Source organism: Bradyrhizobium sp. CB1717, from assembly GCF_029714325.1.
GTDB lineage: Bacteria > Pseudomonadota > Alphaproteobacteria > Rhizobiales > Xanthobacteraceae > Bradyrhizobium.
On record NZ_CP121666.1, the window covers coordinates 8,160,210 to 8,182,413 of the forward strand.

Here is a 22,204-nt window from a genome sequence, read left to right on the forward strand (position 1 = left end):
GGATTGCCTGGTTCTACTCAGGAGGGAGGGACTCATCGAAATGAAGCGGGCTCACATCCTCATTCGGGATGCACCCAGATTGGCACAGACCTCTTGTCCTTGCTGGCGCTTGATCAAACGGGAGTACGAGCGCCAACTTGGCGGTGGCGTCTTCTGTGCATAGTTCCGCTAGGTGTGCAAAGATCCGATAGGAGGGCCTCGTTTAATATCCGGGAAGACCATCTCGATCGGCTCGCCATGGGAGACACGGTGACCATGATGCGGAGCGGCACCGACGGTACGATTAAGGGCGTAAGGGAACTGGCGATCAAGGTCACCGCGAGAGTCGCGTAGGAAACGAGCGTAGGCCATCGATCCTCCTGGCGGTGCAAGCCAAGACCCGAGATGTACTGCCCGGTCGAAGTTTTCGGGTCTGCCAGACGCGTCCGTGAATCCTGATAGGTTCGCTACACGCGCGAATTCGGCAGATGGAATGCCGTCGGGAACGATGACGACGTCGAGCAAATCTTGCGACGCACATCGGCAGTGCTTCTCTCTACTCTGCTCCGGGCTCGTTCCGGTGCAAAACCGGCCTAGAAACGAGACCTAAGTCTTTAGTTTTGCTCGAATTCCGCAGCCGATCTCGCTTATATTCCGGTGTTGGAGCCGGAGGTGACCGGCGTATCGACCGAATCGCTGGATTTCCAGGAGAGTGATTCAAGACGCGGGTGCTGCGGGGGGCGGTGAATGGACGGGATTGAAATCGAGCGTGATGCCGTCGGCAAACTGAAGATCGATTGCACGGCCTCCGACAACGCGAACATTGCTTTCTATCAGAATGCCGTTCCGATCGTTCGTGAGCTTGCAATCGGTAACAGTGCCGGGCGTGATTTGTCCGATCTCTCCGTGCATCTTGTAGCGGAACCAGCATTCTTGACGCCCGGCGTATGGCGGATCGACCGCATCCCCGACGGGGCTACCCATCACCTCCGCGGCCTGGATGTGAAGCTCGATCCGGGCTTCTTGGCCAACGTCAACGCGTCGCGTCGGGCGCAGCTACGTTTCCGGGTCGAGTCCGGCGGCGAAACGCTCGCGGAGGAGATCGTCGAGCTTAACCTGCTTCCGCCTTCGCATTGGGGTGGCGTCAATACCGCGCCGGAACTGTTGGCCGCGTTCGTCAGAGCGACCGACCCGAGTGTCGACGTCATTTTGCGGGAAGCCTCCGGCAAGCTCGCGGCGGCAGGTCGGGACGATGCGTTGGATGGTTATCGCAAGAAAACTAAGGCAAGAGCCTGGGAGATGGCCGACGCGATCTGGGCCGCTCTGGTGTCCCACTCTATCGCCTACGTTCTGCCTCCACGGAGCTTCGAACGATCGGGTCAGCAGATCCGCGGGCCGAGCGAGATTCTATCTCGCAAGGTCGGGACGTGCCTCGATCTAAGTTTGCTCTACGCGTCTTGTCTGGAGCAAGCCGGCCTGAATCCAGTCCTGGTTTTGATCGAAGGCCATGCTTTCGTCGGTCTGTGGCTCTTAGATGAGGACTTTTCGAGTCTGGTCGTCGACGATCCGCAGATGCTGCGCAAGCGCGTGCAGCTCGAAGAAATGGTGCTGATCGAGCCGACGCTCCTGACCGGATCGAACCCCGGCCGTTTCAAACAAGCGGTCGACGCCGGCGCGAAACTCGTCACCGAAGACGCGTCCTCGCAGTTCGAGCTCGCCATCGACGTCAAGCGTGCGCGAAGCGCGAAGATACGACCGCTCGATCTGTCGATTTCGGGCGAGTCGATCACGCCCGCCGAGGGCGCTCCGACCGTTTCGCATGAAGTCGGAGAGATCCCCAAGTTCGAAGAAGACCTGGATAAGCCGCGCGAGCCCCTGGCAGAAAGGAACTTGGACCGGCTCGAGCTCTGGAAGCGCAACCTTCTGGATCTCACGCTGAGAAACCGCCTTCTGAACTTCAAGGATACGAAATCGACGGTAACGATCGAATGTCCGGACGCGGCGGCGCTCGAGGACAAGCTTTCGATCGGCGATCGCTTCAAGTTGCTCGGACGGTCCGAGGTGCTGGACGGTAGCGACGGGCGCGATCCCGCTCTGCTCGCCCAGCGCCTTCAGGACGACGCCCGCAAGGAGTTCATCCGCGATGCCTTGATGCGCGGCGAACTGCACGCGGCCGTTGCCGAGACGGAGCTGGAAGGCCGACTGACAGACCTGTACAGGGCGACCCGCCTTGCCTTCGAAGAAGGCGGCGCCAACATCCTCTACCTTTGCCTCGGTTTCCTGAAATGGACTCCTCAGGACGGCGCGGGTCCTTACCGCGCGCCGCTGATCCTCGTCCCCGTGCAACTCGAGAGAAAGAGCGTGCGTTCCGGCTTTCGGCTGGCACTGCACGAGGACGAAGCCCGGTTCAACCCCACCCTGTTGCAGATGTTGCAACAGGATTTCGACCTTCCGATTCCGGAAGTCGAGGAAGATTTGCCGGAGGACGCGACCGGCGTGGACGTCACTGGCATCTGGAAAACGATCAGGCGACACACCAAAAGCATCAAGGGATGGGAGGTCACGGAGCAGGTGACCTTGGCGACACTGTCCTTCACGAAATACCTGATGTGGAAGGACCTGGTCGACCGGTCGGAAATGTTGAAGCGCAATCCGGTGGTCAGGCACCTGATAGATACACCCACCCACACCTACGAAGGCTCAGGAACGACGTTCGTCGCCGGCAAGGATATCGATCGGGTCGTGGAACCGGCCGAGCTTTTTACGCCGCTGTCGGCTGATTCCTCCCAGACCGCGGCCGTCGTCGCGGCTCAGCGCGGCGGTGATTTCGTGCTTTTCGGGCCGCCGGGCACGGGCAAGAGCCAAACTATCGCGAACATGATCACGAACTGTCTGGCACACCAGAAGACTGTGCTCTTCGTATCGCAGAAGACCGCGGCACTCGAGGTCGTGAGGCAGCGCATGCAGGCGATCGGGCTGGGCCACTACTGTCTCGAGGTTCATTCGACCAAGGCGCAGAAATCGAGCGTGCTCGAGCAGCTTGCTACGGCCTGGCGCGAACGCAATCTCGTCACCGAGGAACATTGGTCGGCTGCCGCCGGCGAGCTGAAACGGAGACGGGACCAACTGAACAAGTTGGTCTCTGCGCTCCACCGCCGCCGAGAGAACGGAATGACGGCTTACGAAGCCTTCGGACGGGTCATCGCCGATCGCGAGCGCTTCCCGGACGTCGGGCTGGCATGGCCGGCCGGCACGGTACATTCGCCGGAAGATCTCGCTCGTATGCGAGAGCTTTGTTCGGACATCAGAACCGCACTCGAGGCCGTCGGAGATCCCGTCGGTCATCCTCTCCAGGGGATCGAGCAGACCAAATGGAGCCCGGCCTGGGTTCAGTCGCTTCATCAGTTGGTCGACCGGCTCCATCTCGCGCTCCAGGAAGTGCAGACGGCGGCCGACGATCTAGCGACTTCTCTGGGGCTGGACGCCGCCGCGAACGACGACGGTCTGCTGCCGCACTTGATCAAGTTGGTCTCTCTGTTGCTGCACGCCGATGCCGCGGACGGGTCGCTTCTTCTTTCGGCAGATGCGCCCGAACGCGTGAGCGCGCTCTACGATCTCGCCGATGTCCTGGCTCGCTTCGAGGGGAAAAGGTCCGAGCTGACGGTTCAATACGACCTGAGGGCAGCGCTGCTGGATTTGTCGACTCTCGAACGCGATTGGACGGAGGCCTGCGCCTCCAACGTCATCGTTCGAGGCAGCCGCAAAAGGAAGGTCAGGCTGACGCTGAAGTCGTACTGCCCCGTCGAAGTACCCGATGACATCGGGCGAGACATCGTGGTGCTTCAGGAAATCGCGCTGTTGCTACGCGAAATAGACGACATCAAGCCTCGCTTCCGCGGCATGGAACGCCTCTGGCGCGGTCCACAAACCGACGCGACTCGTTTTCAAGCGTTGATCGACTGGTCCAGTAGTGTCCGGAGTGCTGCGGATGCCTACCCCGTCGAAGGCATGACATCGGACCGGCTGCTTTCGCATGTACAGGACCTGCTGCTGCGCGACGGCTCACGCTTTCGGCCGAGTGGTCATGTGCGGCATGCGTTCGAAGCGATGTACAAAGCGTTTCCGCTCATGCATCGGACGTCCAAGGAGCTGGGGACGTGCATCGGGCTCGACGAGCCGGAAGACATCGTCGCGATCGAAACCGGCTGGATCGAGGCACTTCGTCGGAAGACCGCCAATTGGAAATCCAATACCGTCAAGACGCCCCAATGGGCGACCTGGAGGTGGGCTGCCCGTACGGCCCGCGCAGCTGGATTGTCCCCTCTCGTCGACGCGGTTGAGAACGGAGCCGTTGAAGGCGATGCCCTCACCGGTGTCTTCGATTACGCCTACGCGCGTTGGGTTGCCGAAACCATAGTGAATGAAGACGAGGTTCTTAGCGGCTTTCTGGCCGAGAAGCACGAAGCGACGATCGAGGCGTTTATCGCGGCCGACAAGAAAATCGGAGAGCTCGCCAGAGACATCGTGAAGGCTCGCATCGGCGCCGCGGTTCCGACACAGACGAATTTCGGAAAGGATCCCGAGTGGGGCACGCTGGCGCGTGAGATCAACAAGAAAGCTCGACACATGCCCCTGCGGCAGCTGTTCGGTCGCTTGCCGACGGTGCTCACCCAGCTCGCGCCCTGCGTAATGATGAGCCCGCTCTCGATCGCGCAATATCTGCCTGCGGACGCCAAGCCGTTCGACGTCGTCATATTCGACGAAGCCTCGCAGATCCCCGTCTGGGACGCGATCGGCGCGATCGCGCGCGCCCGTCAGGTCGTCATCGTAGGCGACCCGGAACAACTTCCGCCGACCAATGTCGGACAACGCGGGGTCGATGACGAGGACGACGACGGATCTGTCGTACAAAGCCAGCAAAGCATACTCGACGAGTGCCTCGCGTCGAACATTCCAAGCATGCGTCTGTCGTGGCACTATCGGAGTCGACACGAAAGCCTGATCGCTTTCTCGAACGTCAAGTATTACCGCGGGGAATTGACGACATTCCCCTCCCCCGTCACACGCGACACGGCGGTTCGGTACGTTCACGTGGAGGGCGGCGTGTACGAACGCGGTGGCGCGAAGGTCAATCGGAAGGAGGCCGAGTCTGTGGTAGCCGAGGTCGTCCGACGCCTCAGGACATCAACCCATTCGATCGGTGTCGTCACGTTCAACGGCGAGCAGCAGCGGTTGATCGAAAACCTCCTCGATCAAGCGCGTCGCTCCGACCCGTCGCTCGAGCCGCATTTCGACCGAAACCTAACCAGGGAGCCCATCCTGGTTAAAAACATCGAGAACGTACAGGGCGACGAACGGGATGTGATCATATTTTCCGTGGCAGTAGGGCCGGACAAGGCCGGGCGCGTCACCGCCCAGATCTCTTCGTTGAACAGCGAGGGCGGTCACCGTCGGCTCAATGTCGCCGTGACCCGCGCACGACGAGAACTGCTGGTGTTTGCGACGCTGCGCCCGGAGCAAATCGACCTCGGTCGCACGGGGGCGAAGGGCGTGATCGATTTCAAGCACTTCCTCGAATTCGCCGAGAACGGCGCGCGGGCTATCGCAGAGGCATTCTCTCCGACGGGAGGAGATACCGAATCGCCGTTCGAAGACGCCGTGATGCGGGCCCTGCAGGAGAGAGGTTGGGAAATCCATCCCCAGGTGGGCGTGTCCTTCTTCCGGATCGACCTCGGCGTCGTTCATCCCGATTTCCCGGGACGGTACCTCGCGGGCGTCGAATGCGATGGCGCGGCATATCATCGATCGGCCACCGCTCGGGATCGCGACCGTCTGCGCGAAATGGTGTTGACGGATCTAGGGTGGCGAATCCGTCGTATCTGGAGCACTGAATGGTGGATGGATTCGAGCACGGCGGCGGAGAAAATCCACGCAAAACTGTTAGCGGATCTCGAGGCGGATCGCGCTTCGCGGCCGATCGTCGAGCTCGAGGAAGTATCCTCTTCGCGGACGGAGCCAGCTCCCCTGGAGAATGAATCGCGCGAAGCGAATCGCGCGGAAATACCGAGTGGGGAAGCTGAAACAACAACCAGCGAAAGCGAAATGCCACCGGAACCGGCGAACGACGACCGCCAAGAGACAGAGCCCGCTAAACTTTACGCGCGTGGTCCATCCGGTGCGCAAAGGATTGCCGAGCCGACGCCTTTGACGAGCTACGCAAAGGCCGACCCAAGCGCGGTGGCCACCCCCGATCGAGACCGTTTCTACGATGTCGGCTACCGCGGAACCTTACGGAGCATGGTCGATCACGTCGTGGCAATCGAAGGTCCGATCTATCTTGACGTTCTCGTCGATCGGATCGCGCGGGCGCACGGCTTCATGAGATCGGGCGAAACGGTCCAGAAGATCGTGCTCGCATCGCTAGGCCGCGAGCGGTTTCCGACGACGAAGGAAGGAGCCCGCCAGATCGTCTGGCCGCAGGATGCCGTCGCCGGCGACAAAGCGCCCTACAGAGGACCGGAGGGACGCGACCATGGCGACATCCCGCTCCCCGAACTGGCCGGCCTGGCCGCAGCGCTCCGAAACGGCGGATTGGAGGATATCGAAGACGTCATCCGCGGAATGCAGGAGCACTTCCGCCTCGGTCGTCTTGCCGCATCCACTCGGGAGCGTTTCGAGGCAGCTGCGTCGGCCGTGGACGTGTCCTAGCTGCCGGCGACAGCCGGGTTTCTGACATCGGCCTGCCGCCGTCGGCGTTAGCGGCGATCGGCGAGGCACGGATTGCCTTGGGGGCGTCCCACCGACGCTATCGGCCTTAGATACGTCTGGAGACAGCCTTTTCTCCGACGGGATGGCCTCAGTTGGCTCGACGGGGGACTAACAGCTCCGGCCCGAGTGCGCTGAGCGGGATTCCCAGACCGTAATATTGTTCGACCACAGGAAGCTTAGAGCCCAAATCGAAAAGGCCTACGCCGACGTGCGGGATACCTCCCTCGAGCCTTGGTTAGAAAACATCCGCCGGGCGGCAACGACATCGCGCGCCCGATGGGCCATGGAAGCGATTGCGAAGATTATTCAAAAATATGCATGACCGTTCTCGCTGGACCTTTTGGCGGTAGCGCCCGTCATGACGGCGACTGCGGTCAATAGGGCCTAAGGACCTACCCCTCAAAGCCTGTCGAAGACGGATCCCATCCGGGGACTGAACAATCGGTCATAGGTTTTCAGGAGGAAATCGTCGGTCATTCCGGCGACGTAGTCGCAAATCACGCGTACGTTCTTCTCGGGCTCGTAGCGTGCATAGACGTCCGACGGAAGCAGCTGCTTCGGGTCGGATTGAAACGCTTCGAATACCGAAACCACAAGCTTCTGTCCCTTGTACTCCAAGTGCTGGACGTTCGCGCTGAAGATCACTTTCTTTTCGATGAGATCCTGCAAGGCGTCCAGGAATTTGCGTTGTGGTGCCTTGATACGCGCGCGATATCGAACGAGAGGCTCGGCGAACTGTTCGAGCGTCACGATCTCGACGTTCGTCACGAAGTGATGCACCAGGCGACCGATGAAGCGCTTTCGCCAATTGCCGCCGGAGAACAGCTTCGAAACGAAATAACCGTATACGTCGTTGCCGCATTCCTCGCCGTATTTGAGCTTCAAGGCTTCCAGAAACGGGGCGCTCGCCTCTTCGCTGACGTGTTCGCGGAAGTCCCTCTCGTCTACGAGCCCGAGCGCGACTGCGTCCTCAAGGTCGTGCACGCCGTAGGCGATGTCGTCCGATTGGTCCATGATGCTGCAATCGAACGACTTATGCCGCGCCTTCCCGTGCTTGCCCTGCACCGGATCGAACTCTCGAAACAACATGCGATCGCCAGGTGGCAACGGCTCCAGAATCCAGTCGACAACGTCGTTTTCGCAATCGAAGTAGCATTTGGGTGGCTTACAACTGGTCCGGTCGAGAATCCGGATCGTGGTCGCTCTCTCGTCGAGAGTGGGCTTGATCTCTCCGTTCGAAACCTTCGAAAACGGCGCGGGGTATTTGAGGATGGACAGCAAGGATCGGCGCGTGAGATCAGCCCCCTGCTCGCGCGAGAAGTTCTCCAGCCTCGCAAGGATTCTTAAAGTTTGTCCGTTGCCTTCGAAGCCGCCGGCGCTGCGCATGCAATAGTTCAGCGCCACTTCCCCACCGTGTCCGAAGGGGGGGTGCCCGAGATCGTGGCAGAAGCCCGCGGTCTGGATGAGGCTCAGCGGCGGCAGATGCGGGATGGCTGGGTGATCAGGGTATGTTTTGGCGAGCTGACGGCTGACCCCACCGGCGATCTGAGCGACTTCCAGCGAGTGGGTCAGTCGGGTGCGGTAGAAATCGCTGTCACCGAGATTGAGAATCTGGGTCTTGCCCTGAAGGCGCCGGAAGGATCCCGAGTGGACGACGCGACCGTAGTCGATGTCAAACTCGCCTCTGGCGTCGTCCTGTTGTTGCCCCCAAGGACTGCGGCGCACCAACCAAACATCAGTCATGATTCACCCCCCCAGCGATCGCTCTGTCCGAATCCGTCGGACAACCCCTCTAGGGGGTAGAACGTACTTTTGCCAAGCCTCTGAGGAAGCAAGCGGTTATCCGCGCGGATGGCGATGAGGAAGCGGAATTACGTGGTACCAAACGTGGTACGAAGTTTTTCTGAGATTGAAAAAGGGGCAAAAAGGATTGTTTTTCAATGGTAGCGGGGGAGGGACTCGAACCCCCGACCCCAGGATTATGATTCCCGTGCTCTAACCAGCTGAGCTACCCCGCCACAGGGATCGCGGCGGCGAATAAAGCCGATCTCGCGAACGCGCGGCATATAAGGAAGGGGGCGGCGGGAAGTCAATCCGCCTTCGCTAAAAGCTTCCGCTTTCGCCGAGGCTTCGGCGGGACAAGTCGGCGGGAAACGACGGTTTTTCGCCAGATTCGTGGAATTTCCGGCACCAGACTCGCGGAGAGTCCCCTCACCCGGATCGCATCTGCGATGCGCTCCGGCCTTCTCACCGCAGGCGGGGAGAGATGAAGGAGGAAACCGCCTATTTCGGCCTCACATTCGGGTCGCCGCCGGGGCTGCCGGGGGCGGGATCACCGGGGTGTTGGCGCCGGAGTCGGGGGCCGGGGCGTGCATGTCGGGGTCGACGCCGGCGGGCGGGCAGAGCACGCCATCGGATTTGGCCAGCTTGTCGCCGAGCGGTTCCCGGGACTGGCCGGTGGTGGTGCCGTCGGCTTGACGGTTCGGGCGGTCCTGCGGGGTGCAGTTGGCCGCATGTTGCGGGGATGGCGGCGCGGTCTGTTGCGGCGGCGTCGCAGGTAGCGGCGGGGCCTGCGCGATCGCGCTGCCTGCGGCAGCGATCAGGAGGCCCGCCAATATGATGTTTGATGTCGTGCGCATGGGAGGAAAACGCGCCGGCCTTGGCGCGTGTTCCCGCGGCGCGATCACGATTTGCGGTAGCGGATCAGCGAGAAATGCCCCATCGGGGGCATCGGCCTGCGCTCGGTGAGCGTGACCCCGCCGTGTTTGGCGGCCCAGTTGACGAGCCGGGCCCACGGGAATTCCGGGCGCCAGCCGAGGCGGCGGGCGATGGGGGCGAAGGCGAGCTCGGAGAGCTTGCGAAGACCCTTCTCGGCGCCGATGTGGTTGACGAGGATCAGCTCGCCGCCGTGCTTGAGCACGCGCACGAACTCGTCGAGCGTTCCTTCCGGATCGGGCACGGCGGTGATGACATATTGCGCGACCACCGCGTCGAAGAAATTGTCGGGAAAGGCGAGGTTCTTCGCGTCCATCACCGAGAGCACCTCGACATTGTCGAGCTTCTCCTCGCGCACGCGCTTGATCGCGCGGCGCAGCATCGGCTCGGAGATGTCGACGCCGCAGATCTTCGTGGTGCGCGCGTAGTCGGAGAGCGACAGGCCGGTGCCGACGCCGACGTCGAGGATGCGGCCGCCGATACGGTCGGCTTCCGCAATGGTCGACTGCCGTCCGGCGTCGAAGACCTTGCCGAACACGAGATCATAGACCGGCGCCCAGCGGCCATAGGCCTTCTCGACCCCGGCCCGCGAGATGTCTGCTGCCATGCCCCCTGCCCTTACGCGAAACTCTCAAGAGAAATGATCATTGGTGAGATCGGAGTCAGCCCGAAATTGGTCTAGCGCCTCTCCCGCTTGCGGGAGAGGTCGGTACGCAGTGCCGGGTGAGGGTTCTTGCCGCTCGCGAAATATCGCCGGTGGAGAGACCCACTCCCCAACCCTCCCCCGCAAGCGGGAGAGGGGGTGCACTGCCTTCGCGGTAGCAGGCGGGGCCGATCTCGGCAAGTTCAGCCGCGCACGGCTTCCGCGAGCGGGCGTGACGTGTGGCCTGCGACCTTCGCCGCGGCGCTCTGAATAAAACCGCCGCCGAGCACGCGGGCCTGGCCCGAGGGCGCATCGTAGAACACGCAGGCCTGGCCGGGCGAGACGCCCTCTTCGCCGGCGACGAGCTCGACCTCGTAATGGCCATTGCCGCCGCGCAGCCAGGCCGGCTGCGGCGAGCGGGTCGAGCGCACGCGCACGAACATCTCCAGGCCATTGCCGATCGCGCGGTCGATGTCGCCGCCGCCGATCCAGTTGACGTCGCGCAAGCTGATGCTGTGCATCTTCAACGCATCGCGCGGGCCGACGACGACGCGGCGATTGGCGGCGTCGAGCCGCACCACGAACAGCGGCGAGCCGGAGGCGATGCCGAGGCCGCGGCGCTGGCCGACGGTGAAATTGGCGATGCCGTGATGCTGGCCGAGCACGCGACCGTCGAGATCGACGATGTCGCCGGGGTCCATCGCGTTCGGCCGCAGGCGGGTGATGATGTCGGTGTAGCGGCCGGTCGGCACGAAGCAGATGTCCTGGCTGTCGTGCTTGTCGGCGACGGACAGGCCAAAGCGTCGCGCGAGCTCGCGCGTCTCGGGCTTGGTCATGTCGCCGAGCGGGAAGCGCAGGAAGTCGAGCTGCTCTTGCGTGGTCGCGAACAGGAAATAGCTCTGGTCGCGGTCGGCATCGGCCGCGCAGACCAGAGCGCGCGAGCCGTCGTCGCGCCGGCGCGAGGCGACGTAATGGCCGGTGGCGAGGGCCTGCGCCCCCAACTCGCGCGCGGTCTTGAGGAGATCGCGGAACTTGACGCTGCGGTTGCACTCGATGCACGGCACCGGCGTTTCGCCAAGAGCATAGGAGTCGGCGAAATTGTCGATGACCGACTCGCGAAAACGGTCCTCGTAGTCGAGCACGTAATGGGGAATGCCGAGCTTGGCCGCGACGTCGCGGGCGTCGTGGATGTCCTGGCCGGCGCAGCAGGCGCCCTTGCGGTGGGTGGCCGCGCCGTGGTCGTAGAGCTGGAGCGTGATGCCGACGACGTCGTAGCCTTCAGCCTTCAACAGCGCAGCCGTGGTCGAGGAATCGACACCGCCCGACATGGCGACGACGACCCTGGTGTCCTCAGGACGACCTTCGAGATCCAGACTGTTGAGCATGGGTTCTTAAGCTGTGACGGCGGCGTTCGGCGATCCGCAATTTGCCTTTGACCGGGGCATGAACGGTCCCGGGGAACTTCGGTTCCCGCGGGGGCGCGACTTGCCCGGTCGAAAGCGGCTGAGAGCTGCCTCTTTAATATAGGCCGCATTCCGGTGAAGCAATCACGCCGGCCTCAAGCTTAGGGCAATTCTTGCCGGGGCGGCAGAAATGGCGGGGCTTTTGCGCTCCTCGCAGCGCAGGCACCAATCTGACAATATATTGATTTCATTACATTAAATCTGCATTCAGGAGGCTGGCCCGCTCCTTGCTACCCTCAAGCCGAAGATGTTTCCGAGAGGTCGCCTGTGGTCGGTGTTTCGTCAGATATAGCTGCCAGCGTCCAGGTTTCGAGCGCGCAACAGAAGCCTGCGCGCTCGCAAGGGCACAACGACACGTCCCCGAGCGACTCCTTTGGCTCGCTGGTCGACAGCAACACCCAGGCGATCAGCAACAACGCGCCGGCCCAGGACACCGCGCCGCGCCGGACCGATTCCACCTCGTCGTCCTCCGCCTCCGACCGCAGCTCGCGCGACACCGCCTCCACAGACGCCTCCGCGCAGAGCAAGGCCAGCGACGACACCGATTCGTCCGCGCCCGCGAAGAGCGAGGCCACGGACGATCAGGTCAAGGATCCCGCCAAGACGGGCAAGACCAAGGACAAGCTAGAGGCCTCCGACGCCAAATCGGCCGACAAGTCCGAGGAGACCAAGGGCGACAAGGCGGATGCCACCGACGCGCTCGCAGCCGCAGGCGCGGCGGCCGCCGCGCAAGTCGACGCGACGCAAGTTGCTGCGCCAGATCCCAATGCGATCGTGGTGGCGGCACCCGCGCCTGTCGTGCCGGTCGATCCGAATGCGGCCGCAAGCCAGGCCAGCGATGCCGCCGCCTCGCCGCTGACGATCGCCGCCGCCGGCATCGCCGCCAGCGCCTCCACCGCGGCGCAGATCGCCGGCACCAAGACCGACACCGCGACGCCCGGCGACAAGAGCGCCAAGACCGCCGGCGCGAAAGTCGATGCCGACACTTCGGCGACGCTGGCCGGCGCCGCCACCGGCGCGACTGACGGCACCGAGGGCACCGCGACGGAGGCCAAGACCAATGGCGGGCTGATCGCCGCGGTGGACCAGGGCACGCCAAAGACCTCGTTCAAGGCTGCCGCGACCGCCGCCGGCGCAAGCGACGTCTCCAATATCGGCCAGGACGCGGGCAAGGCGAACGCCGCGCTCACGCCGGCGAGTGCGACAGCCGCCAACGCCGCGCATGCACAGGCCGCCAAGCCGCAGGCCGATGGCGGCGCAACCGAGACGAAGGCCGACCTGAAGGCCGGCTCGATCGACGCGGCGCCCGCGGCGACGAACACGCACGCGCATGCGGGCGCTCAGGCTGTCGCGGCGCAGGTCGACACGAGCGCGCAGGCCGCCTCCGCGGTGCAGGCCCCGCTGACCACGACGACCTCGGCCGCGACCGCCTCGACCGCAACGTTGACCGCGACCGCGGCGACCTCCGCGGCGGTGCCGATCAACGCCGTCCCGATCGAGATCGCGGCGGCCGCGCGTGCCGGAAAAACGCGCTTCGACATCAGCCTCGATCCGGTCGACTTGGGCCGTATCGACGTCCGCATCAATGTCGACCGCAACGGCCAGGTCACCTCGCATCTCACCGTCGAGAAGCCGGAGACCTTGCAGATGCTGCGGCAGGACGCGCCGCAATTGCAGCGCGCGCTCGACGATGCCGGCTTCAAGACCAGCAGCAACGGGCTCTCCTTCAGCCTGCGCGACCAGAATTCGTCGGGCCAGCAGTCCGGCCAGAACAACGACAATAGCGGCAATGCCCGCCGGCTGATCATCAGCGAGGACGACAGCGTTCCCGCAGCGCCCGTGGGGCGCGGCTACGGCCGCATGCTCGGATCGAGCAGCGGCGTCGACATCAGAGTGTGAGGAGTATTCGCCAATGACCACCACGAATGCCGCCACCGCGCCCGCCGTCGTCTCCGGCACGACCGACATCCCGAAATCGTCCTCGAACTCGAGCCTGAGCTCGAGCACGGGCTCGACGCTCGCCGGCAACTTCCAGACCTTCCTGACGCTGCTGACGACGCAGCTGCAGAACCAGAACCCGCTCGATCCGCTCGACACCAACCAGTTCACGCAGCAGCTGGTGCAGTTCGCCGGCGTCGAGCAGCAGCTCAAGACCAACGATTCGCTGGCCCAGCTCGTCACCCTGCAGCAGACCACGCAGGCCACCCAGGCGCTGGGCTTCGTCGGCAAGACCGCGCTGGTCGACGGCTCGACCGCGACCATGAAGAACTCGTCGGCGACCTGGCATCTCAACGTGCCGTCCGATTCCACCGTCGACATCACCGTCGCCAATGCCAGCGGCCAGACCGTGTTCACCGGCAAATACACCGCCTCCGCCGGCACCGACATTCCCTTCACCTGGAACGGCATGGGCAATGACGGCACGCAATGGCCCGACGGCAAGTACACGATCTCGGCCACCGGCAAGGACGTCGCGAACAACAATGTCGGCATCGCCGCGCAGGTGCAGGGCACGGTGTCGTCGGTCGACCTGACGCAGTCGCCGCCGCTGCTCACCATCGACGGCGCCAGCTACACGCTGAGCCAGGTGAAGAGCATTATTGCGACGAGCAATTGAGGGTACGGCCGTTAGCACATTCTCGGTGTCGTCCTGGCGAAAGCCAGGACCCATAGCCACCGAAAGTCGTTTTTAACGCGAGGACGTGACCCCGAGTCTTCGCAGCAACTACTCCCTGGGGTAATGGGTCCTGGCTTTCGCCAGGACGACGGTTGAGGGGTCCCGCGACGTCCCGCGCAGCCCCAGTTTGTTAGTAAAGTATTTATCTTCTGCCCGCCTGGCCGGCCCGAACCATGCTGTTTCGCCCGCCAGGCCGGCCGCGTTCCCGCAAGTTTCAACGAGAATTGTATTGAAGCCTTAGGCTTAGCGGATTTTTAAGCCGCGGGGGTTACGGTTACTGCGTGAGTTCAGTGGTTGAGAGTTTGTGAGTACGCCATGACAGAACCCCATCGCCCGAGGGTAAAATACGTCATCGGGCCGGACGGCAGTCCGCTGACGATCGCAGATCTGCCCGCACCCGGCACCAAACGCTGGGTCATCCGCCGCAAGGCCGAGGTCGTCGCCGCTGTGCGTGGCGGACTTCTCTCCCTCGAGGAGGCCTGCAGCCGTTACACCCTGACGGTCGACGAATTCCTCTCCTGGCAGTTTTCCATCGACCAGCACGGTCTGGCGGGTCTTCGCACCACCCGCATCCAGCAATATCGCCAGTAAGCGATCCGGAAATCTGCGGCTTTTGACGAAAATCGGCCTCGCCCAGCGAGGCCGATTTTTTTCATGTTTGCTTTTGGGGCGACTTTTGTCCGACCTCTTAACCTTCGTTAACCATATCGAAACCATCCCCTAGGCAATAATTGCCCAGTCGGCCGCTCGGTAGCGGGTCGAAGCTTCGGGGCGGTTGCTTGCAAGGTCTTGCGGACTTCTTAAAAAGTATCGGTGCCGCCCGGTTCGGGGCGATGATCGCGGTCACCGCCGCGCTCATCGGCTTCTTCGCGTTCGTCATCATGCGGGTCACGACGCCGCAGATGACGACGCTGTTCACGGACCTCAGCGTCGAAGATTCCTCCAGTATTATCAAGGACCTGGAACGCCAGGGCATCCAGTTCGAGATCCGCAATGAGGGCTCCATCATCATGGTGCCCAAGGACAAGGTCACGCGTCTGCGGATGAAGCTCGCCGAGGGCGGCCTGCCCAAGGGCGGCGGCGTCGGCTACGAGGTGTTCGACAAGTCGGACGCGCTCGGCACGACCTCCTTCGTCCAGAACATCAATCATCTGCGCGCGCTGGAAGGCGAGCTCGCCCGCACCATCCGCGCCATCGACCGCATCCAGGCCGCCCGCGTCCACCTCGTGCTGCCGGAGCGGCCGCTGTTCGCCCGCGAGGCGCCGGAGCCGTCGGCTTCGATCGTGGTCCGGGTCCGCGGCTCGCTCGAAGCCCAGCAGATCCGCGCCATCCGCCACCTCGTCGCCTCCGCCGTCAACGGCCTGAAGCCGCAGCGCGTCTCGATCGTCGACGAGGCCGGCCAGCTGCTCGCCGACGGCGCCCAGACCGATCCGGAGCAGGCGCTCGGCGACGAACGCCGCACCGCCTTCGAGAAGCGGATGCGCAAGCAGGTCGAGGACATCGTCTCCTCGGTGGTCGGTTCGGGTCGCGCCCGCGTCCAGCTCTCCGCCGATTTCGACTTCAACAAGATCACCCAGACCTCGGACAAGTTCGACCCCGAGGGCCGCGTGCTGCGCTCGAGCCAGACTCGCGAAGAAAGCAGCATGACCGCCGACAACAACGGCCAGGTCACCGTCAACAACGAGCTGCCCGGCAACCAGCAGAACAACGGCGTCGCGGCCAAGGACCAGAGCAAGAAGACCGAGGAGACCAACAATTACGAGATCTCCCGCACCACCAAGACCGAGGTGACCGAGGCCGGCCGGGTCAACCGCATCTCGGTCGCGGTGCTGGTCGACGGCATCTACACCAAGAACGACAAGGGCGAGCTCGCCTACACGGACCGCACCAAGGAGCAGCTCGACCGCATCGCCACCCTGGTGCGCTCGGCGATCGGCTTCGACCAGAAGCGCGGCGACCAGGTCGAGGTCGTCAATTTGCGCTTCGCCGACGCCCCCTCCACCGCCCCGATCGGTGAACCCTCAGGCTTCCTCGGCATGCTGCAGTTCACCAAGGACGACGTCATGTACTTCTTCGAGCTCGGCGTAATGATGCTGCTCGGCCTCGTCGTGATGTTCATGGTGATCCGCCCGCTGGTCAAGCGCATCCTCGCCTCTGACGAAGTTGCCGCCGCCATCTCCGGCGTCCTCGCCGGCCCCTCCGCCTCGGAAGAGGCCGCGCCGGCCGGCCAGCCGCTCCTGCCGAGCGGCGCCGCGAGCGCGATCGACGTCGCCACCATTCAGGGCCAGGTCCACGCCCAGTCAGTTCATCGCGTCGGCGAGCTCGCCGAGCGCAACCCGAACGAAACCGTCGCCATCATTCGCCAGTGGCTGACCGAACCCGCAAAATAATCGAGAAGTGAACTGACATGGCCGGCAATCTGCAGAACGCCAACTCCAACGACATCACCAGCGTGATCTCCACGCTCGGCCAGCGTGCCGGCAGCCGCACGGGCAAGGCCGAAACGGTGGCGGGACCGAAGCGCGCCGCGATCCTGATGCTGGCGCTCGGCGAGCAATATGGCGGCAAGATCTGGTCGCTGCTCGACGACGACGAGGTGCGACAGCTCTCGCTGGAGATGTCGACGCTCGGTACCGTCGAGGTCGACACCGTCGAGGACATGCTGCTCGAGTTCGTCTCGCGCATGTCGGCCTCCGGCGCGCTGATGGGCAATTTCGACGCCACCGAGCGGCTGCTCCAGCAATATCTGGCGCCCGAGCGCGTCAACGGCATCATGGACGAGATCCGCGGCCCCGCCGGCCGCAACATGTGGGAGAAGCTCTCCAACGTGCAGGAAGAGGTCCTCGCCAATTATCTGAAGAACGAATATCCGCAGACCATCGCGGTGGTACTGTCGAAGCTGAAGCCGGAGCACGCCGCCCGCGTGCTCGGCATCTTCCCCGAGGAACTCGCACTCGACGTCGTCAACCGCATGCTGAAGATGGAGGCGGTCCAGAAGGAGGTGATCGAGAGCGTGGAGAAGACGCTGCGCACCGAGTTCATGTCCAACCTGTCGCAGACCCGCCGGCGCGACGCCCACGAGGTGATGGCGGAGATCTTCAACAATTTCGACCGCCAGACCGAAACCCGCTTCATCACCTCGCTGGAAGAGGAGAACCGGGAATCGGCCGAGCGCATCAAGGCACTGATGTTCACCTTCGACGACCTCGTGAAGCTGGATTCCGGCTCGGCCCAGACCTTGATGCGCAACGTCGACAAGGACAAGCTCGGCGTCGCGCTCAAGAGCGCCAACGAGGACGTCCGCAACTTCTTCTTCGGCAACATGTCCTCGCGCGCGGCCAAGATGCTCCAGGACGACATGGCGGCAATGGGCCCGGTCCGCCTGCGCGACGTCGACGAGGCCCAGGCGCTGCTGGTCAACCTCGCCAAGGACCTCGCCGCCAAGGGCGAGATCATGCTGACCAAGAACCGCGCCGACGACGAGCTGGTGTACTGATGGCCGCTCCGGCAAAATTCCTGTTCGATACCGACTTCGCGGCGCCCGAGCGGACGATGCGCGAGAAGTCCGCGACCGCCGCCGAGATCGCCCAGAAGATCGCGGAAGCCGAGGCGCGCGCCTATCAGGACGGCTTTGCCGCCGGCCAGCGCGAGGCCAAGGCCGAGAGCGACCGCCGCGTCGCGCTCGCCATGGAGGAGATCAACATCGCGATCCGGGGCATCGCATCCGGCATCGGCAACATCGAATCCAAGATGGAGACCGAGGCGGTCGACGTCGCGGTCGCGGTGGCGCGCAAGCTGTGCGCCGACCTCGTCGCCGCCGAGCCGCTCGGCGAGATCGTCGCGCTGGTCAAGGACTGCTTCTCGCATTTGGTCGCGACGCCGCATCTCGTCGTCCGTATCAACGATTCGCTCTACGACAACGCGCGCGAGAAGATCGAGCGGCTCGCCAAGCAGAGCGGCTTCGAAGGCCGGCTGGTGATCCTGGCCGAGCCGGAAATTGCCACCGGCGACTGCCGGATCGAATGGGCCGATGGCGGTGTCGTGCTGGAGCGCGGCGCCATCGCGGCCAAGATCGACGACATGGTCGGACGCTATATCGCGTCCCGGAGGGGGAGCTAAGCCATGAGCGACACCGACGGACAGGTCCCGCTACCCGATCTCAACGGCCCGATGCCGCCTGCCGGCACCGATGTCGGCTACACCGAGGACGAATATGCGGCGCGCGCCGCGGCCGACCTCGAAGCCGTGTTCGACGTGCCGGTGCAGGTCTCGGCCGTGCTCGGTCGCTCCAAGATGGACGTCAGCGAGCTCTTGAAGCTCGGACCCGGCACCGTGCTCGAGCTCGACCGCCGCGTCGGCGAGGCCATCGATATCTACGTCAACAACAAGCTGGTCGCCCGCGGCGAGGTCGTCCTGGTCGAGGACAAGCTCGGCGTGACCATGACCGAAATCATCAAGACCGAACGCACGTGATGACGCGCAATAGCGCGACCAGACGGACAGGAGACTGACATGCGGCTTCTCATCGTTGGCACATTGAAGGGCCAGCTCACCACCGCCACCAAGATCGCGATGGAGAACGGCGCCACCGTGACCCATGCCGAGGATCACGAGCAGGCGATGCGCGTGCTGCGCGGCGGCAAGGGCGCCGACCTGCTGCTGGTCGATGTCGCCCTCGACATCCGCGACCTCGTGATGCGGCTGGAAGCCGAGCACATCCACGCTCCGATCGTCGCCTGCGGCATCACCAACGACGCCCGCGCCGCGGTCGCCGCGATCCACGCCGGCGCCAAGGAATACATCCCGCTGCCGCCGGATCCGGAGCTGATCGCTGCGGTGCTGGCCGCCGTCGCCAACGATTCCCGCGAGCTGGTCTATCGCGACGAAGCCATGGCCAGGGTGATCAAGCTCGCGCAGCAGATCGCGGGCTCCGACGCCTCGGTGATGATCACCGGCGAGTCCGGCACGGGCAAGGAAGTGCTGGCGCGCTACGTCCACACCCGCTCGGCCCGCGCCAAGCGTCCGTTCATCTCGATCAATTGCGCCGCGATCCCCGAGCACCTGCTGGAGTCCGAGCTGTTCGGCCACGAGAAGGGCGCCTTCACCGGTGCCGTTGCCCGCCGCATCGGCAAGTTCGAGGAAGCGACCGGCGGCACGCTGCTGCTGGACGAAATCTCCGAAATGGACGTCCGCCTGCAATCAAAACTTCTGCGCGCCATCCAGGAGCGCGTGATCGACCGCGTCGGCGGCACCAAGCCGGTTCCAGTGGACATCCGCATCATCGCGACCTCGAACCGCAACCTGGCTGAGGCCGTGCGTGAGGGCACGTTCCGCGAGGACTTGCTGTTCCGCCTCAACGTCGTGAACTTGAAGATTCCGCCGCTGCGCGAGCGTCCCGCCGACATCCTCGAGCTCGCCCAGCACTTCGTGAAGAAATATGCCGAGGCCAACGGCGTGCCGATGCGCCCGCTCTCGGCGGAGGCGCGCCGCGTGCTCTCCACCAACCGCTGGCAGGGCAACGTCCGCGAGCTCGAGAACACCATGCACCGCGCCGTGCTGATGGCGCAGGGCGACGAGATCGGCTCGGACGCGATCATCACCCCGGACGGCGACCGGCTCGATCTCGCCAAGACCGCGCCGGCCGTGGCGCACGCGACCATGGCCGCCGAGCAGGTGACGCGCGCGCTCGTGGGGCGCACCGTCGCCGACGTCGAGCGCGACCTGATCCTGGAGACGCTGAAGCACTGCCTGGGCAACCGCACCCATGCCGCCAATATCCTCGGCATCTCGATCCGCACGCTGCGCAACAAGCTCAACGAATACGCCGACGGCGGCATCCCGATCCCGCCCGCGGGCACGCCGGGTGAGTATCCGCGCGTGCCGATGATGGGGTGAGCCCTGATCTTCAAGCTCGACGTCTGCGAAAAGGCCCGGAGCGCCGCAAGCGTTCCGGGCCCGATCATGTCGCGATCTGTCCGAACTATTTGCCCGGCGGGACGTAGGAGCTTGCAAGCTTCGCGGCCTTTTCCGCGATGCTCTTGAATTCACCCATCTTCCAGGCGCGCACGGTTTCGATCTTGGAGACAGCGCCACTGGCGGCGGCAACCATTCCAATCGCAATTGCATCGGAGCCGTCGGGAAACTCTGTGACGAGCACTGCGTCGTGCTGACCAGTCGTCATGAAAGCTCCCTGGAGCTTTCCGCCGGCTTTTTCGACCAGCGCACCGATGACTGAGGTACGATCGATCGGCTTGTCGACCATTCCCTTGATGCCCGCGTTTGAGTATGAGACGTACGAGATGAACAGCGGCATGGTTTCTCTCCGTCGAAGTTAGAGCGACAACACCTGTAGTTTTGGACGGAGCTCTCCGAGCGAGAGCAAGGCACAGCCTGCCGACAGCGCGCGAGCTGCCTTGAAAATGGAGCTGCGGACCTCGGCACGTCCAACTGGCAGCTAGTTTCGACTATATCCAACTCCGTAATGCGGCGCGAACGGTAAGCCAAGCCTACCCATTTGGAGCGCGATTATCGCGCCGCCGCGAGTGAAGCAGTTCACTATCGATGCGCATCGGGATCGGTAGAATTCTGGAGTGAGATGTCGGCTGGATGCCGCGTCCGCCTTCGCGAAAGGCCTTCAAATCGAAAGGGCAAGTCATGAAATACCCTTTGTGGACGATCTCCCGCCTGTCGCTGATTGCAACGCTGATCACAGCCTCGGCGCCGCTGGCGCGCGCCGACGTGATCATGGACTGGAATGCCAAGGCCGACGCGATTGCTGCCGAGAAACAGATTCCTCCGGCGCCGCACAGCCGCGCCTTGTCCTTGATGCACGTTGCAATGTTCGAGGCGGTCAACGCGATTGAGCACCGCTATGCGCCATACAAGATCTCGTTGTCCGCAGATCGTTCGACGTCGCGGGAAGCTGCAGCGGCAGTTGCGGCTCACGACGTACTGCTGTCGATCTATCCGAACCTCAAGCCGGACCTGGATGCGACACTGACGAACGCGCTGGCGCCGATTGCCGATGGCGAGTCCAAGACCGCCGGCATCGCCCTCGGGAAAGAGGCGGCAGTGCAGATCATCCAGCTTCGCGCGAACGATGGCAGCGCCGCCGTGGAAACGTACCGGCCCCTGACCACGCCGGGCGCCTATGTTCCAACCGTGGTCCCGCTTTTCTCGACCACGGGTGCGACAACGCCCTGGGTCATGACGTCGGGATCGCAGTTCCGCCCCGGACCGCCGCCCGCGCTCGATTCAGAGGTCTGGACCAGGGACGTCAACGAAATCCGCGAGGTCGGCGGCCGAGGCAGCGCGACCCGGACGCCCGAGCAAACGACGATCGGTCGATTCTGGTTCTTCGTCGGCGCCCGCACCTACAATCCCATCGTGAGGCAGGCCGCTTCGGCCAAGGGAATGGATCTCGTCGACTGCGCCCGCCTGTTCGCCCTGACGTCGATCACCGGCAACGATGCCATCGTCGCCGTGTTCGACGCGAAGTATCACTACAATTTCTGGCGCCCGATCACGGCCATACGCAACGCCGATCTGACGTCGAATGCCGCGACGCCTCGCGATCCCTCCTGGCTGCCGCTCGGGGACACACCGATGCATCCGGAATATCCCTGCGCGCACTGCATCGTCTCGGCCGCGATTTCGACCGTGCTCCAGACCGTGGTCGGAGATTTTGGCGAGTTCTCCCTGACCAGCCCGACGGCACCCGGGGTCACGCGCAAATGGTCACGGCTGCAGGACTATAGCGACGAAGTCTCCAATGCGCGCATCTGGGCCGGCTTTCACTACCGCTTCTCGACCGAAGTCGGCAAGGACATGGGGCGGAAGATCGGTGCGCTGACCCTCGCGACGCAGCTTCGCGGTGTGGAGGCAATGGCGCAGCCAAGCCGCTAGGCCAGCGGCCTTTTTGGAGCACCGAACACATAGCCGCACCGCATCCGGCGACTA

14 protein-coding genes, 1 tRNA gene and 1 pseudogene are annotated in these 22,204 nt (G+C 63.7%); 10 read left to right on the forward strand and 6 right to left on the reverse strand.

Going from position 1 to position 22,204, the window contains the following annotated elements:
- Positions 1-726 precede the first annotated feature (726 nt).
- Positions 727-6,687 (forward strand): DUF3320 domain-containing protein, encoded by a 5,961-nt coding sequence (locus tag QA649_RS37885; RefSeq protein WP_283021610.1) that lies wholly within the window; start codon positions 727-729, stop codon positions 6,685-6,687.
- Positions 6,688-7,146: 459 nt separating this feature from the next.
- On the opposite strand, the gene QA649_RS37890 is transcribed toward QA649_RS37885, so the two are convergent.
- The 5 genes and pseudogenes from QA649_RS37890 to mnmA form a co-directional block, all read right to left on the reverse strand.
- Positions 7,147-8,490 carry an anti-phage deoxyguanosine triphosphatase gene (locus tag QA649_RS37890; RefSeq protein WP_283021611.1) on the reverse strand — a complete coding sequence of 448 codons (1,344 nt, stop codon included), beginning with the start codon at positions 8,488-8,490 and terminating at the stop codon, positions 7,147-7,149.
- A gap of 198 nt (positions 8,491-8,688) precedes the next feature.
- Positions 8,689-8,765, reverse strand: a tRNA-Met gene (locus QA649_RS37895).
- Between the two features lie 265 nt (positions 8,766-9,030).
- Positions 9,031-9,386: pseudogene (locus QA649_RS37900) on the reverse strand (hypothetical protein).
- Positions 9,387-9,430: 44 nt separating this feature from the next.
- Positions 9,431-10,069: a methyltransferase domain-containing protein gene (locus QA649_RS37905; RefSeq protein WP_283021612.1), complete on the reverse strand. Its 639-nt coding sequence runs from the start codon at positions 10,067-10,069 to the stop codon at positions 9,431-9,433.
- A 239-nt stretch (positions 10,070-10,308) separates the two neighbouring features.
- On the reverse strand, positions 10,309-11,490 hold the full coding sequence (mnmA, locus tag QA649_RS37910) for a tRNA 2-thiouridine(34) synthase MnmA (protein ID WP_260388558.1): 1,182 nt from the start codon (positions 11,488-11,490) through the stop codon (positions 10,309-10,311).
- Positions 11,491-11,835: 345 nt separating this feature from the next.
- Between mnmA and QA649_RS37915 the strand changes: the two genes are divergently transcribed.
- The 8 genes from QA649_RS37915 (at position 11,836) to QA649_RS37950 (ending at position 20,140) form a co-directional block, all read left to right on the forward strand.
- On the forward strand, positions 11,836-13,467 hold the full coding sequence (locus QA649_RS37915; protein ID WP_283021613.1) for a flagellar hook-length control protein FliK: 1,632 nt from the start codon (positions 11,836-11,838) through the stop codon (positions 13,465-13,467).
- Between the two features lie 13 nt (positions 13,468-13,480).
- Complete coding sequence (locus tag QA649_RS37920) at positions 13,481-14,185, forward strand: flagellar hook capping FlgD N-terminal domain-containing protein (protein ID WP_283021614.1); 705 nt, start codon at positions 13,481-13,483, stop codon at positions 14,183-14,185.
- Positions 14,186-14,560: 375 nt separating this feature from the next.
- Positions 14,561-14,836, forward strand: coding sequence for a DUF1153 domain-containing protein (locus QA649_RS37925; RefSeq protein ID WP_002714638.1), 276 nt, complete (start codon positions 14,561-14,563; stop codon positions 14,834-14,836).
- 188 nt (positions 14,837-15,024) lie between these two features.
- Positions 15,025-16,635, forward strand: coding sequence for a flagellar basal-body MS-ring/collar protein FliF (gene fliF, locus QA649_RS37930; protein ID WP_283021615.1), 1,611 nt, complete (start codon positions 15,025-15,027; stop codon positions 16,633-16,635).
- A gap of 17 nt (positions 16,636-16,652) precedes the next feature.
- Positions 16,653-17,741, forward strand: coding sequence for a flagellar motor switch protein FliG (gene fliG / locus QA649_RS37935; RefSeq protein ID WP_283021616.1), 1,089 nt, complete (start codon positions 16,653-16,655; stop codon positions 17,739-17,741).
- Entirely contained in the window at positions 17,741-18,364 is a 624-nt protein-coding gene (locus QA649_RS37940) for a FliH/SctL family protein (RefSeq protein WP_283021617.1), read from the forward strand. The genes fliG and QA649_RS37940 overlap by 1 nt, the downstream gene beginning before the upstream one ends.
- A 3-nt stretch (positions 18,365-18,367) precedes the next feature.
- Positions 18,368-18,718 carry a flagellar motor switch protein FliN gene (gene fliN / locus QA649_RS37945; protein WP_247552955.1) on the forward strand — a complete coding sequence of 117 codons (351 nt, stop codon included), beginning with the start codon at positions 18,368-18,370 and terminating at the stop codon, positions 18,716-18,718.
- 39 nt (positions 18,719-18,757) lie between these two features.
- Positions 18,758-20,140: a sigma-54 dependent transcriptional regulator gene (locus QA649_RS37950; protein WP_283021618.1), complete on the forward strand. Its 1,383-nt coding sequence runs from the start codon at positions 18,758-18,760 to the stop codon at positions 20,138-20,140.
- Positions 20,141-20,225: 85 nt separating this feature from the next.
- Here QA649_RS37950 and QA649_RS37955 read toward each other — a convergent pair whose 3' ends face one another.
- Entirely contained in the window at positions 20,226-20,558 is a 333-nt protein-coding gene (locus tag QA649_RS37955; RefSeq protein ID WP_018641469.1) for a GYD domain-containing protein, read from the reverse strand.
- A gap of 341 nt (positions 20,559-20,899) precedes the next feature.
- On the opposite strand from QA649_RS37955, the gene QA649_RS37960 reads away from it, so the two are divergent.
- Positions 20,900-22,150, forward strand: a complete 1,251-nt coding sequence (locus QA649_RS37960) for a vanadium-dependent haloperoxidase (RefSeq protein WP_283021619.1) — start codon at positions 20,900-20,902, stop codon at positions 22,148-22,150.
- Positions 22,151-22,204: the final 54 nt, after the last annotated feature.